This window comes from Clostridium kluyveri DSM 555 (genome assembly GCF_000016505.1).
Taxonomy (GTDB): domain Bacteria; phylum Bacillota; class Clostridia; order Clostridiales; family Clostridiaceae; genus Clostridium_B; species Clostridium_B kluyveri.
This window is the reverse complement of the sequence record NC_009706.1, coordinates 2,163,280-2,178,857: the sequence shown is the minus strand read 5'-3', so window position 1 is coordinate 2,178,857 and position 15,578 is coordinate 2,163,280. Positions and strand designations below refer to the sequence as shown.

Annotated in this window: 12 protein-coding genes; 11 read left to right on the top strand and 1 reads right to left on the bottom strand. The window is 31.7% G+C overall.

From position 1 onward, the window contains the following. The first annotated feature begins 31 nt into the window (after positions 1-31). The 5 genes from CKL_RS10495 to CKL_RS10475 all read left to right on the top strand — a co-directional run bounded on the left by CKL_RS10495 (position 32) and on the right by CKL_RS10475 (position 8,842). On the top strand, positions 32-1,267 hold the full coding sequence (locus CKL_RS10495) for a M16 family metallopeptidase (protein WP_012102480.1): 1,236 nt from the start codon (positions 32-34) through the stop codon (positions 1,265-1,267). Between the two features lie 43 nt (positions 1,268-1,310). Next, on the top strand, positions 1,311-3,098 hold the full coding sequence (gene recJ, locus CKL_RS10490) for a single-stranded-DNA-specific exonuclease RecJ (RefSeq protein ID WP_012102479.1): 1,788 nt from the start codon (positions 1,311-1,313) through the stop codon (positions 3,096-3,098). A gap of 350 nt (positions 3,099-3,448) precedes the next feature. After that, positions 3,449-4,510 carry an undecaprenyldiphospho-muramoylpentapeptide beta-N-acetylglucosaminyltransferase gene (locus tag CKL_RS10485; RefSeq protein WP_012102478.1) on the top strand — a complete coding sequence of 354 codons (1,062 nt, stop codon included), beginning with the start codon at positions 3,449-3,451 and terminating at the stop codon, positions 4,508-4,510. Positions 4,511-4,785: 275 nt separating this feature from the next. After that, complete coding sequence (gene nifJ, locus CKL_RS10480) at positions 4,786-8,295, top strand: pyruvate:ferredoxin (flavodoxin) oxidoreductase (protein WP_012102477.1); 3,510 nt, start codon at positions 4,786-4,788, stop codon at positions 8,293-8,295. A 199-nt stretch (positions 8,296-8,494) separates the two neighbouring features. Further along, a complete protein-coding gene (locus tag CKL_RS10475) occupies positions 8,495-8,842 on the top strand; it encodes a DUF1292 domain-containing protein (protein WP_012102476.1) in 348 nt (115 codons plus the stop codon). 65 nt (positions 8,843-8,907) lie between these two features. Here the strand turns inward: CKL_RS10475 and CKL_RS10470 are convergent, their stop codons facing one another. Beyond that, positions 8,908-9,549: an HAD-IB family hydrolase gene (locus CKL_RS10470; protein ID WP_012102475.1), complete on the bottom strand. Its 642-nt coding sequence runs from the start codon at positions 9,547-9,549 to the stop codon at positions 8,908-8,910. A 262-nt stretch (positions 9,550-9,811) separates the two neighbouring features. On the opposite strand from CKL_RS10470, the gene CKL_RS10465 reads away from it, so the two are divergent. The 6 genes from CKL_RS10465 (at position 9,812) to CKL_RS10440 (ending at position 15,573) form a co-directional block, all read left to right on the top strand. Then, complete coding sequence (locus CKL_RS10465; protein WP_012102474.1) at positions 9,812-10,645, top strand: aminotransferase class IV; 834 nt, start codon at positions 9,812-9,814, stop codon at positions 10,643-10,645. 11 nt (positions 10,646-10,656) lie between these two features. Further along, a complete protein-coding gene (locus CKL_RS10460; protein WP_012102473.1) occupies positions 10,657-12,609 on the top strand; it encodes a flagellar assembly protein A in 1,953 nt (650 codons plus the stop codon). Between the two features lie 92 nt (positions 12,610-12,701). Continuing rightward, complete coding sequence (locus CKL_RS10455; protein ID WP_012102472.1) at positions 12,702-13,148, top strand: chemotaxis protein CheW; 447 nt, start codon at positions 12,702-12,704, stop codon at positions 13,146-13,148. 25 nt (positions 13,149-13,173) lie between these two features. Beyond that, a complete protein-coding gene (locus CKL_RS10450) occupies positions 13,174-13,662 on the top strand; it encodes a chemoreceptor glutamine deamidase CheD (protein WP_012102471.1) in 489 nt (162 codons plus the stop codon). A gap of 22 nt (positions 13,663-13,684) precedes the next feature. Further along, on the top strand, positions 13,685-14,800 hold the full coding sequence (locus tag CKL_RS10445; protein WP_012102470.1) for a protein-glutamate methylesterase/protein-glutamine glutaminase: 1,116 nt from the start codon (positions 13,685-13,687) through the stop codon (positions 14,798-14,800). Positions 14,801-14,805: 5 nt separating this feature from the next. Further along, the gene (locus CKL_RS10440) at positions 14,806-15,573 is read left to right on the top strand and encodes a CheR family methyltransferase (RefSeq protein WP_012102469.1); all 768 of its coding nucleotides are present in this window, start codon (positions 14,806-14,808) and stop codon (positions 15,571-15,573) included. Positions 15,574-15,578 lie beyond the last annotated feature (5 nt).

Sequence of the window (15,578 nt, the reverse complement as noted above, 5' to 3'; positions counted from 1 at the left end):
ATAACTCTTAACTTTTAAGGCTGGTGAAATAGTGGAAAAATATATATTTCAAAATGGACTTAAATTATTATATGAGTATAGACCTGGGAAAGTATCTTCTGTTTGTATAGGATTTAATGCAGGAGCTTTAGAAGAAGGGGAGGATTTTTCAAAAGGTACTGCTCATGCACTGGAGCATATTATATCAAAGGGCACTAAAAATAGAAATGAGGATGATATAAACATTCAGCTTGACAGGATATTTGGATTTGAAAATGCTATGACAAACTATCCCTATACCATTTATTATGGAACTTGCTTTTCTGAAGATCTGCATAGGGGAATTGAATTATACAGCGATATGATTTTAAATGCTTCTTTTCCAAAGGTTGGCTTTGAACAAGAAATGAATATAATATTTCAGGAACTAAAAGAATGGAAGGATAATTCTTATCAGCACTGTGAAGACTTGCTTTTTAAAAATTCATTTAAATTAAGGCGCATAAAGGAAACCATAATAGGAAATGAACATAGTATTAGAAATATCACTTTAGATGGAATAAAAAGATTTTATCATAAATTTTATGTGCCTGAAAACTGTGTTATATGCATTTGTTCTTCCATGGAATTTAATTATATCTATGATCTTATAAAAAGCTATTTTGGACATTGGAAAAAAAGTTGTGAAAAAAGTTTTGTAGAGTCTGATAAAAATTCAGAGATACTGTATGAAAAAAATGAAAAAGGTATATTTATAGAAAGTGTACCGGGCATAAAAGGAGTAAAAATACAATATATATTTGATATTCATCACTTGAACTTTAAAGAAGCCAGGGTTCTTCCTGTACTTAATACCATTTTTGGTCAGGGAGTGGGGAGTTTGCTTTTCAATGAAATAAGAACTTGCCAGGGTCTTGCCTATGAGGTGGGGAGCAGTATGAAAAATGAAAGGGGAATAAAACTTTTTTCTATAAAAATGGGAACTTCTGCGGAAAATATAGATAGGGCTATATCTACAGTAAATAGTGTTATAGAGAAGTTTAAGTATTCCACTTTGCATTTTGAAAACCAGGAAATAAAGCATAAGATCAAAAGTATAAAATTAAAAGATGAAATTAAAAGAGAAAAATCTATTGAGTTTTGCAAGGAAAATGTCATAAAAGAACTTATGGATGAGAACTATTCTCTTGATAAAGGGGAAGAGGCATTCAAAATTAAACCCTGGCATATAAATGAAGTCGCCGGTAAATTTATGAATGGGCCTTCCATACAGATTCTGAGGGGTTAGGTTTAAAATAGTATTTTTTGCAATTGAAGGGGGGATGTAATATTTGAAGAGAAGATGGATGCTTAAAAGGTGTAATAAAGATGTAAAATATATTTCAAAAAAGGCAGGAATAAGTGAAATTATGGCAACTATTCTTGCAAATAGAGGTATTGTAGAAGAGAAAGAAATAAGAGACTTTTTAAATCCCTCTGTAGACAATTTACAAGACCCCTTGTCTATGAAGGATATGGAAAAAGGTACGGATATAATATATAAGGCCATAATGGATAATAAAAATATAGCCATATATGGTGATTATGACGTGGATGGAGTAATGAGTACCTATATATTATACTGTGGTCTTTTAAAATGCGGAGCAAAAGTTAAATATCACATACCGGATAGAATAGAAGAGGGGTACGGTATAAATATAAAAAGTATAGAAAAGTTAAAAGAAGAAGGATGTGAAGTTATAATAACCTGTGACAATGGTATTTCTGCACTGGCTCAGGTTAAAAGAGCTAAAGAGCTTGGCATTGCCGTGGTGATTACAGATCACCACCATATATTTTTTGAGGAACGGGAAAATGGGGAAAAGACATATTTAATACCCGAGGCAGATGCAGTTATAGACCCTAAACAGGAGGATTGTTCATATCCCTTTAAACATCTCTGTGGTGCAGGGGTGGCTTTTAAATTTATTCAGGTACTTTATAAAAAATTTAATTTTAAAAAAGAACAGTGTTATAAATTTATTCAATATGCTGCTATAGGAACTATATGTGATATAGTTGATCTAATAGATGAAAACAGAATTATAGTTAAAAAGGGACTTGATATGATAAATAATACTGAGAATCTGGGGTTAAAAGCACTTATAGAGGAAACTTCGTTAAAAGGTAAAAATATCACTTCCTACCATATAGGTTTTATTATAGGCCCTTGTATAAATGCCACGGGAAGACTTAAAAGTGCAGTTTTGGCATTGGAACTTTTGCTGTGTAAAGATGCAGAAAAGGCCGGTAAACTTGCAAAAAAACTTCATGAATTAAATATACAGAGACAGGATATGACGGTTAAAAGTTTAAATAATATAATAGATAAAGTGGAAAATTCAAATTTAAAAAGGGATAAGGTACTTGTAGTATATGAAAAAGAAACTCATGAAAGTATAGCAGGCATAGTGGCAGGGAGACTTAAAGACAGATATAATGTACCTTCTATAGTAATAACATCGGGAAGAATTATGTCAAAAGGTTCAGGCAGATCAATTGAGGGCTATAACATGTTTGAAGAACTTGTAAAATGCAAAGAATTAATGGAAAAGTTTGGTGGACATCCTTTGGCAGCGGGATTATCCATAACAGAAGAAAATATAAATAGATTAAGAGAAAATTTAAATAAAAATTGTAATCTTACAGAAGAGGATTTAATACCCAAAATCAGGATAGATAAAAAACTGCCTCTTGAGAACATATCTTTTCACGTGCTGGAAGATATAAAAAAACTGGAACCTTTTGGAAAAGGTAATTCCACTCCTTTATTTGGAGAAAAAAATATAGATGTATTTAAAATTTATTTTATGGGAAAGGATAAAAATGTATTAAAATTATTTTGCAGATTGAAAAATAGCCTAAAAAAAATTGATGCAATAGCCTTTGATGGGGGAGAAAAATTTAAAAAATTAATACTTGAAGTCTATGGAAGTAGTGGTGCAAATAAAATTTTTAATAATAATTTTACCAGTTTAAAAATGGATTTTATATTTTTACCCTGTATTAATGAATTTAATGGTGTTAAAAATCTTCAACTTGTAATAAAAGATTTTAGACTCACGTCAAAAAATAAATAAAAAAAAGGTAGACTTAAATAAATTTTTAATTTAACATAGAATTACATGGTATGCAGTTGACATGAGACAATTTAAAGTGTACAGTAACACTTGACACTTTTAAATAATAATTTTAATATTCTTTATAATGGAATTCTATTAAGATTATTATACATTAAAAAAATCACAGAATTTTCTGTATGTACGAGAATTATAAAATTAAACTTGCAAGTTGTAAGATTTCCCTTAAATTTTAGAAGTATAATCTAGAGGACTATAGCACATCCTGACTGTTTAAAAATAGGGCTAAGCACTGCAAATGATAAATTGTGAACTGTGAATTGTGCATTGTATTAAGGGGGAATCATGTTTTGAAAAAGATAATATTAACTGGAGGAGGTTCTGCCGGCCATGTTACACCAAATCTGGCATTAATTCCAAAGTTAAAAGAATTAGGCTATGAAATACAATATATAGGTACAGAAAGTGGCATTGAAAGAGAAATAATAGAAAATGAAAAAATAAAATATCATGTAATCTCCAGTGGAAAACTTAGAAGATATTTTGATATAAAAAATTTTACGGATCCTTTTAAGGTAATTAAAGGAATATTTCAAGCCATATTCATAATGAGAAAGGAAAAACCAAATGTTGTGTTTTCAAAAGGAGGATTTGTATCAGTACCTGTGGTTTTTGCTGCATACATAAATGGTATTCCTGTTATTGCACACGAGTCCGATATAACTCCAGGACTTGCAAATAGACTGTCTTCACCTTATTGCACCAAAGTCTGTGTTACTTTTCCGGAATCTGTAAAGTCTATAAAAGGTGATAATGCTGTACTTACAGGCACACCAATAAGGCAGGAACTCTTAGATGGAAGCAGAATAATAGGTAGAAGAATGTGCGGTTTTCAAAATGACAAGCCTGTGCTGCTCATAATAGGAGGGAGTTTGGGATCAAAATTTATAAATAATACGGTGAGAAATTGTTTAAATGAACTTTTGAAAATTTATAATATAATTCATATATGTGGAAAAGGAAATTTGGAAGAAAAGCTTACAGAGAGGAATGGCTATGTACAATTTGAATATGTAAGTGAAGAAATGCCTCACATAATGAATGCAGCAGATATAGTAATATCAAGAGCCGGAGCAAATGTTATATTTGAACTTCTAGCCCTTAAAAAACCCAATTTACTTATTCCTCTGTCTAGAAAATCCAGTAGAGGAGATCAGATTTTAAATGCTGCATCTTTTGAGAAAAGTGGATACAGTATGGTACTTAAGGAAGAGGATATGACCCCAAAGCTGCTTTTAGACAAGTTAAAAAAATTAGACATGTCAAAGCATACTTATATAAATAAAATGAAGGCAAGTGCCGTACAAGATGCAACAAATAAAATTATAAATTTAATAGAAAAATATAAATAATTTAAAATATTTAGCATAAATAAAATAAATAGTATGTACATATCACTATAAATGTTATATTATAAATTAATATACCTCATATATGATATCTTTATGCTATATTATTTTATATTAGATTGATAAAATATAAAATAAATAAAACTTATCTTTATACACATATTTGTTATTTAATATTGCTTTAATTTAGTTTATAAAAATGCAGTTGTTTTATACTGCAATCTTAATTTATAAAAAATTCAATTGTATATCAAATATTAAAAAGGAGAGGAATTTTTATGAGTAAAATGAAAACTATGGATGGAAATACCGCAGCAGCTTATATATCCTATGCTTTTACTGATGTAGCGGCTATTTATCCAATAACTCCATCATCACCTATGGCAGAACATGTTGATGAGTGGGTTGCCCAGGGCAAAAAGAATGTTTTTGGACAACAGGTAAAAGTTATGGAAATGCAATCAGAAGCAGGAGCTGCGGGAGCTGTACACGGATCTCTGCAGGGAGGAGCACTTACCACTACCTACACTGCATCCCAGGGATTACTGCTTATGGTACCTAATATGTATAAAATTGCCGGTGAGTTATTGCCAGGCGTATTCCAAGTAACTGCAAGAGCTATAGCTGCAAGTTCTCTTAGCATATTTGGAGATCATCAGGACGTTATGGCTACAAGACAGACTGGATTTGCACTACTTGCAGAGAGTTCAGTTCAGCAAGTTATGGATCTTGCTGCAGTGGCACACTTATCTGCAATAAAGGGAAGAGTTCCTTTTGTAAACTTTTTTGATGGATTTAGAACTTCACATGAAATCCAAAAAATTGAGGTACTTGAATATGAAGACTTGGCAAAATTGGTAGATTATAAAGCTGTAAATGATTTTAGAAGAAGAGCTTTAAATCCTGATCATCCAGTAACTCGTGGTACAGCTCAAAATCCTGATATATACTTCCAGGGAAGAGAAGTTTCCAATAAATACTATGAAGCACTTCCTGAAATAGTTGAAAATTATATGAAAGAAATGACCAAGCTTACTGGAAGAGAATACCATATATTTAACTATTATGGTGCAAAAGATGCAGAAAGAGTTATAGTTGCAATGGGTTCTGTTTGTGAAACCATAGAGGAAGTAATAGATTATTTAATGGCAAAAGGGGAAAAAGTTGGCCTGGTTACAGTTCATCTATACAGACCGTTTTCAATAAAACACTTCCTTGATCAAATGCCAGACACTGTTAAAAAGATTGCAGTTCTAGACAGAACAAAAGAACCAGGTTCAACAGGAGAACCTTTGTATTTAGATGTTAAAAATGCATTCTATGGAAAAGAAGGACAGCCAGTAGTAGTTGGAGGAAGATATGGTCTTGGGTCAAAAGATACACTTCCACCACACATTCTTTCAGTATTTGAAAACTTAAAATTAGAAAGTCCAAAAGATAGATTTACAGTAAGCATAGTTGACGATGTTACAAATACATCTTTAGATATAGCAGAAGACATAAATACCACACCAGAGGGAACCACAGCTTGTAAGTTCTGGGGACTTGGTTCTGACGGTACTGTTGGGGCAAACAAAAGTGCTATAAAGATCATAGGAGATCATACAAATATGTATGCTCAGGGCTACTTTGCTTATGACTCCAAAAAATCTGGAGGAATAACAGTTTCACATTTAAGATTTGGTAAATCTCAAATAAAATCACCATATCTTATAGACAAGGCTGATTTTATTGCAGTTCACAATAAGTCCTATGTTCATAAGTACAATGTACTTGAAGGACTTAAAAAAGGAGGGAAATTCCTTCTTAATACCAACTGGACAGAGAAAGAACTGGAAGGTGAATTACCAGCTTCCATGAAAAAATATATAGCAGACAATGACATTGAATTCTATATATTAGATGCAGTTAAAATAGCGGAGGAAATTGGTCTTGGCGGAAGAATAAACATGATATGTCAGGCTGCCTTCTTTAAGCTTGCGAATATAATACCTGTAGAAGATGCTGTGAAATACTTAAAGGATGCTGTGGAAGGTTCCTATAGTAAAAAGGGACAAAAAATTGTAGATATGAATAATGCAGCCATAGACAAGGGAGTTAATGCCCTAGTTAAAGTTAATGTTCCAGCTTCATGGAAAGATGCAAAAGAAGGTGAAGCTGCAGCTGCACTTGAAGTACCGGAATTTATATCCAAAATAGTTTATCCAATGAACAGACAGGATGGAGATAAGCTTCCTGTAAGTACTTTTGTTGGAATGGAAGATGGTACATTCCCACAGGGTACGGCAGCTTATGAAAAGAGAGGAATAGCTATAAATGTTCCAGAATGGCAGGCAGATAAATGTATACAATGTAATCAATGTTCCTTTGTATGTCCTCATGCAGCTATAAGACCTGTTCTTACAAATGCAGAGGAATTGGCTAAGGCACCAGTAGGTTTTGAATCCAAGGCTGCTTCTGGAGCAAAAGGATTAAACTTTACCATAGCCGTTTCACCTCTTGATTGTACAGGATGTGGAAACTGTGCGGATATATGTCCTGCAAAGGAAAAGGCTCTTGTTATGAAGCCTATAGATACACAATTAAATAGAACAGATGCCTGGGATTATGCAATGTCTGTGTCTTACAAGGAAAATCCTCTTAATAAATTCAGCGTAAAGGGAAGTCAGTTTGAAAAACCACTTCTTGAGTTCTCCGGGGCTTGTGCAGGATGTGGAGAAACTCCATATGTAAAACTTGTAACTCAATTGTTTGGGGATACAATGATGATAGCAAATGCTACAGGATGTTCATCAATTTGGGGTGCATCAGCTCCGGCTACTCCTTATACAAAAAATCACAGAGGACATGGACCATCCTGGGGTAATTCTTTATTTGAAGACAATGCTGAATACGGACTTGGAATGTTCCTTGCAGTTAAACAGGTAAGAGATAAGGTTGCATTAAATATCAAAGAAGCATTAAAAGGTAATTTAAGCACAGAACTTAAAGCTGCTTTTGAAGACTGGCTTGAAAATACAGATAATGGAAAAGATACCAGAGAAAGAGCGGATAAAATAATAGAATTACTGGAAAATGAGAAAAAAGAAGATGCATTATTAAATGAAATATATGAAAATAAGGATTTTCTAATTAAGAGATCCCATTGGATGTTCGGTGGAGACGGATGGGCTTATGATATAGGCTACGGTGGATTGGATCATGTTCTGGCATCTGGGGAAGATGTGAATGTACTTGTACTTGATACAGAAGTTTATTCAAATACAGGTGGACAATCTTCAAAAGCAACTCCTACAGCTGCAGTGGCTAAATTTGCTGCCAGCGGCAAGAAAACCAAGAAGAAAGACCTTGGAATGATGGCTATGACTTATGGATATGTTTATGTAGCACAAATTGCCATGGGAGCAGATAAAAATCAGACATTAAAAGCTATCCAGGAAGCAGAAGCTTACAAAGGACCATCACTTATAGTAGCTTATGCACCATGTATAAACCATGGATTAAGAGATGGAATGGGTAGAAGTCAGAATGAATCTAAGAAAGCTGTTGAGTCTGGATATTGGGCACTATACAGATACAACCCAGAATTGAAGGAACAGGGTAAAAAATCCTTTAGTTTGGATTCTAAAAAACCAACCTCAGACTTTAAGGAATTCCTAATGGGCGAAGTTAGATATTCTTCCCTTGCTAAACAATTCCCAGAAACAGCAGAACAATTATTTGAAAAGACTAAAAAAGATGCCTTTGACAGAATTGCAGGTTATGAAAAACTGGCAAATGAAATATAATATATAAAAAAATGCTGGACTTATAGTCCGGCATTTTTTAAATTTAAAAATATTTTTTAAAAATACTTTTATTATAGTGCAATTAAGGTTAAAATTAGAACATAATAGTAAAAGGAGGTGAAGATTCCTGATAGACTGTGCGCAAAAAATATTCTAATTTTTAACATAATTGTGCTAAAAAGTAAATCAGGTAGACTTTATGGATAATGAAAATTTAAATAGCTGCGGCTGCGATTCTAAAGAAGAAAATTGTGGAGAGCATGAACATGAACATGATTGTGATTGTGGCTGCGATTGTGGAGAACATGAAAATCTCGTGGTGGATTTAGAAGATGAAAATGGAAATTTAGTTTCTTGTGAAATAATTGATGAATTTGAATATAAAGATAATCAGTATGTTTTAGTTCAAAATCCTGAAAATAATTCTGTATATTTATTTAAAGTAGAGATGGGAGACAATGGGGAAGAACTTATTATACCAGAGGATAAGGAATTTGAAGAAGCATCTGCCCACTATGCAGAGTTGGTAGAAGAGTCAGAGGATTAAGGCGTTTTTAAATAACTGATCTAAAATCAAAGACTGCAGACAATATTGTTGTTTGCAGCCTTTTATTATCTCCATTTTAGTATTTTTATATGAGGGTGTCTTTTTCTATAATTTATAAGATAGGGGTTTCCAACCATATTAAAAAGAGGTAAGTCAGATAGTGAATCTGAAAACATATAGGAGTTTTTAAAATCCACATCTATATTATCTTCTTTTAAAGATTTCATAAGTCTTTTTACTTTTTCTTCCCCTTTACAGTTTTCACCTGAGATTTTTTTATTGTGATTCCCATTCAGTATAGTAAATCTGGTGCCTATTATTTTATCTACTTCTTTTATTCTGTATAATTCATTTAAATAAAACTCTGCAGATGCAGATATAAGGTATATTTTATATCCTCTCTTTTTTAGTTTTTTTATAGTACTCAGGGCATCTTCATAAATTATTTTACTTAATCTTTTTTCATAAAATTCTTTTACTAGAAGTTTCATATCATTTTCGCTTATTCCATTTATAAATGCAATGAAATTTTCCTTGGCCTTTGACGCAGGAAATAGTTTTATGAGATATAAAATAGCAGAAAAAATACTAAAAGGTGCATATATTATAAGTCTAGGATACTTTTTCACCATAAATATGTAAAATTCCATTAAAGTCTCCCTTTTGGTCAAAGTAAAATCTACATCAAATATAGCCAGTTTTTCCAAGTAAATCACTCCTTCATACTATAATATGATATCATAAATTTAAAAATATTTAAAAATATAATTTATATTTTTACATAGAGTGTATTTTAAATAAATAATGTCGATAAAATAAATAAGAAATTATAAGGTGAATTTGACATGTTGTCAGATAAAATATAAACAATTTATTAGTATACTTAAGGAAAAATTTTTCAGATAATGATAAAATAAAATATAAATAATGTTAATATTTGATTAAATTTATTTAAAAGAAGGGATTAAAATGGAACAATATTCAAATAAATTTTTTTTGTATAATGATGAAATAAAAAACAAAGGAGAATCTCTAGAGGATATATCATATAAGGGAAAATCTATCTATGAAGTTATAAGGATAATAGATGGTAAACCTCTATTTTTGGAACCTCATTTAAAGCGCATGGAAAATTCTTGTAAAATAACTGGTTTAAAGATCTGGCTTACAGGAGATGAGATTAAAAATAGAATAAAAAAGCTGGTGGAAGTGAATAAGGCTTATATTGGAAATATAAAAATTATTTTTAATTTTTCTCGTGAAAATGTATTTGTGGCATATTTTTCAAAACATTTTTATCCACCTCTAAAATATTATAAAACAGGGGTAGATACTATCTTTTTTCACGGGGAAAGAGAAGATCCCAATGCCAAAGTAATAAATACTGCATTTAGGGAAAAAGTCAATGAAAAAATTAAAGAAAATAATGTGTTTGAAGCAATACTTGTAGATAATGAGGGAAATATTACAGAAGGAAGTAAGTCCAATATATTTATGATAAAAGGTGAAAAGGTAATAACTGCTCCGGTGGGAGATGTACTTCCAGGGGTTACAAGAGATGTTATAATAAAAATTTGTAAAGATATGGGGCTTGAAGTTGAGGAGGAAAAAATAAATTATAAACAAATAGAAAGGTTTGATGCTCTCTTTATATCAGGCACTTCTCCTAAGGTACTGCCTATAAAAAGGGTAGAAAATATAGCCTTCCATTCCCCTGAAAACAAGGCGCTTATAAGTATAATGAATGCATATGACCATGAGATGGAAAAGGATATAAAAAGCTTTACATATTCTGAAATTTAAGGAGGGAAAATATGAAAAAAGTATTTCAGGACACTTCACTGGAAAATTGTCTGCAGCTTGCAAGATATGAATTAAATATACCAGAGGATAAATTGGAGTATAAAGTACTTGAAAATAAAAGATCCTTTTTTAGGAGAAAAGTAGTAATAGAGGTGACCTATGGTGAGGAGAAAGTAGAAGAAATTTCTAAAGAGGAAGAAGAGGATAAATTAAATGAGGATCAAGGTACTGTAAAAGTTATAGAAGGTAAGATAATTGTAAAAGACCCTATAGATGGGGAAAAGCCAGCTGTAATAGTAAAGGGAGAACATATGTCCATTTTTGTGGATGGAGTTGAAATAAAAGAAGAATGTGAAGTTTTAAACAGCAGTAATATAGAAGTGATCTTAGAAGAAAATGTTCCTAAAAGGGAACTGAAGATAGATATTTCAGGAGATGCCATGGAGGCTTATGCAAAGGTTAATTACACATCTAAAAATGTTTATGTACTTAAAGATACAAAAGAAAGCAACAAATTAAATCTGGAAGTTTATATAGTTGAAACTGTGGAACCTCCTAAATACAATGAAAGTGACGTAAAAAATGAACTTGTAAGTAATAAAATTGTTTATGGCATAATTGAGGAAAATTTTAAGGATGTTCTAGAAAGTGGAAAAAGAGTATTAATAGCAAAAGGTAAAAAGCCTGTAGATGGGGAAGATGATGTTATAAATATCAACTTTCAAGATTCTGTAGACTTCAAAGAGGATGTGGGAGGGAATATAGATTTTAAAAGTATAGGCATTGTAAGTACTGTAAAAAAAGGTGATATTATTGCTGAAAGGCATAAAGGATTTGAAGGGGAAAATGGATTCGATGTAAATGGGAAAACTTTAAAATTTAAAAAAGCTAAACATAAAAAACTTACTGCAGGACAAGGGTGTATGATTAAAGATGAGGATAAAGTTGAAGCAGTTATAGAAGGAAAGCCTTTTATAAAAAATGGTACTTTTTATGTACATCAGGTTCATGAAATCAGTAAGGATGTGGATTTAAGTACGGGTAATATAAAGTTTACAGGAGATGTAATAGTACAGGGTAACGTAAAAGAAGGAATGGAAGTTGAATGTGGAGGCAACCTTAGTATATATAAAGAAGTAGAAAGAGCTAAGATTAAAGCCGTGGGGGATATTTTAATAAATGGAAGTATTGTGGGCTCGGAAATATATGGTGGGGGAGATTGTGTAAATAAAATCAAAACCATAGATCACCTTTTGGAATTTAAGGTTAACCTGGAAGAGATGATTGAAGCCGTGAGAGAAATAAAAATGTATGATCTACTTGGCAAAAATAAAAAAGATGGGGAGATAATAAAAATATTATTGGAAAATAAATTTAAAGGACTTTTAAAGCTTGGAATAAATATAATTGCGGATTTAAATATGGACCCTGAAGAATGTGAACAAAATTTAGCAAAGGAAATAGTAAAAATTATAAGGACAAGTTTTATGGGTATGGGACCTATAAATATAAAAAACTACTCAGAGTTAAATTATCTAAAAGAAAAAATTGAAGCTGAAATTGAACATTTAAATGAATGTCTTGCTCTTCCTGTAAATTTAACTATAGCCTATTGTCAGGATTCTCATATAGAAAGTTCCGGAAGCGTAGTAATCACTGGAAAGGGGGAGTATATATCTGAAATTACTGCAAATGATTCTATTGAATTTTTGCAGGAAAGAAGTGTAGCAAGAGGGGGAACATTAAAAGCGAAAAAAGAAATTAAATGTAAAATTGTAGGTAGTATGGCAGGAGTGTCTACAGTACTTCATGTAGAAGATGGAGGACATATATGGGCGGATATTGCATATCACAATACTGTAATCAAAGTGGGAAAGAAAAAAGTTATGTTGGATTCTCCAAGTAAAAATTTGCATGCTTATTTTAATGAAGGCAATATTGTAGTAGACAAATTTCTTCTCTAAAAACCTATTATAAATACATGAAATTATGCTATAATTGTGTAACAAATTGAATTAAATGCTAGTTTTAAATATTATTTAAGGAGGATATTTGAATGAGCCAGGAAGAAATAAAAGTATTAATATTTAGTATAAATGAAGAATATTATGCTACGGATATTATGGAAATAGAGAGAATTCTAGGATATGAAGAAACTACAAAATTACCGGATTCTCCTGATTTTGTAGATGGAGTCATAAATTATGAGGGAAATATACTTCCTGTAATATGCCTTACCAAAAAATTTGGATTTAGTGGAGAGGAGAAAAGGGACGAGTCTAAGATTATAGTTACAAAACAAGACGGAAATAAGATAGGTATAATAGTTGATGTGGTATCTGAAGTAAGGGATGTAAATGTAAGCAGCATTGAAGCTCCGCCGGATATAATAGCTGGAATATCTAAAAGATATATTAAGGGACTTATTAAAATAAATGATAAAATAATAATATTTTTAAATCTTTCTAAAATATTAACAGAGCAAGAGAAGGAACTTATATAATTTAAAATTGAAAGGTGCAATATTTATGGAGATAAAAGAGATAAAGGTAGGAATAGCAGATATGAATACTGCCGGCTCCCCTCATAGACTTATAACTATAGGTCTTGGTTCCTGTGTTGGTATAGCTTTGTATGATAAAGTGAAAGGTATAGGTGGACTAGCACATATAATGCTGCCGGACAGCACACAATTCAGTAATATAAAAAACCCTGTAAAATTTGCGGATTTAGCTGTCCCTCTTTTAATAAAAGATTTAGAAAAATTAGGAGTAAATAAAAGAAATTTAAAAGCCAAAATAGCAGGTGGAGCATCTATGTTTAATTTTTCAGATAAGAGCATGATTATGGATATAGGCAATAGAAATAGTGCTGCGGTGAAGAAAATATTAGAAAAATGTTCTGTTCCTATATTATCCGAAGATCTGGGAGGTAATAAAGGAAGGACTATGATATTTGATACCTCCCAGGGTGGGGTAAAAATACGTACTGTAGGAATGGGAATAAAAGAAATTTAAAATTTAATGGAGTGATAATAGTTTGAAAAAGATTAAGGTTTTAGTAGTAGATGATTCAGCACTTATGAGAAAAATTATCTCAGACATGATAAAAGAGGACAGTTCCATAGAAGTAATAGGTACTGCCAGAAATGGACAGGATCTTATGGATAAATTTTCTTCTAATTTTTATAAAACTATGCCAGATGTAATAACCATGGATGTAGAGATGCCAAAAATGGATGGCATAACTGCACTTGGAGAGCTTAAAAAGAAAAATATAGATATACCTGTAATAATTTTAAGTAGTATTTCAAAAGAAGGTACAAAGCTCACCATGGAATGTTTAGCAGCAGGAGCCTTTGATTTTTTACCTAAACCCTCTGGAACCATATCCCTTGATATAGATAAAGTAAAAGTTGAATTGATACAAAAAATTAAAGTGGCTTATTTTGGTACATCCAATCAAAATAGTCCTATTAAAACCATAAGTGCAGCTGAAAATAAAAGTTATAAAGAGATTGCCACAGTGCGTATTTCAGCTGAAAATACTAAAAAAGCAAGAGAGAGTAAATTTCAACCAGGAAGAATAGATGCTGTAGTAATGGGGGCGTCTACAGGAGGACCTAAGGCACTTACTTCAGTTATAACAGAACTGCCAAAAGATATAGGAGTGCCTGTATTTGTGGTACAGCATATGCCTGTAGGTTTTACCAAAGCTTTTGCAGAGAGGCTGAATTTAAGTTCTCATGTAAAAGTAGTAGAAGCACAAGAAGGAATGACTGCTGAAATAAATGTTGTATACATAGCTCCAGGCGGGTATCATATGGAAGTATGGAATGATAAAAAAATACACCTGAATAAAGAACCTGCAATATGGGGAGTGAGACCTGCGGTGGATAAACTATTTGTATCTGCCTCAAAGGTGTATAAGGAAAATATAGTTAGTGTAGTTTTAACGGGAATGGGAAAAGATGGTGCAGAAGGAACTGTGGAAATTAAAAAAAATGGAGGTATCACCATATCGCAAGATGAGGCTACCTGTACCATTTATGGCATGCCAAAAGTTGCATATGAAACGGGAAAAGTAGATTTGGTTTTACCGCTAAATGATATAGCAAAAGAAATGTTGAAAATAATAACATCTGGTAGGAGGTAGACTTTATGGATATGGCTTATTTTGAGCAGTGGGTTTTAAAAGAATTCAATATAAATCTGTCAGCCTATAAATCAAATCAACTGCATAGAAGGATAAATAGTTTGATGTCCAGGGTGGGAGTAAGCAGTATAGATGAATATGTAATGCTTTTAAAAAAAGATGGTTCTCAAAGACAAAAATTTTTAGATTTCATTACAATAAATGTATCTGAATTTTTTAGAAATCCTGATATATTTGAAGAACTTAAAGTTATGCTGAAACAAGAATTGCTCCCCAAAAACAGCTCTTTAAAGATATGGAGTGCAGCTTGTTCAATTGGGGCAGAACCTTATTCCATAGCTATATATCTAAATGAATTATCTAGAGGTGCAAGGCATAAAATACTGGCTACAGATATAGATAATACTATAATTGAGAGGGCTAAAAAAGGAGAATATACAATATCTGAAGTAAAAAATGTAAGTAAGGAGTATTTGAGTAAATATTTTACTTTACGAGATGATAAATATATTATAAATTCTGATATAAAGAGTTTAGTTAATTTCAAAAAGCACGACTTAATATTAGAGAGTTATGAAAGTAATTTTGATTTAATAGTATGCAGGAATGTGGTAATATATTTTAATCAAGATATAAAAAACAACATATATAAAAAATTTAGCCAATCCTTGAAAAAAGGCGGGTTATTGTTTGTTGGAGCTACTGAAAGTATATATAATTTTAAGGATTATGGCTTTGAGAAAGCTTCTACCTTTATATATAGAAAGCTATAGGGAGG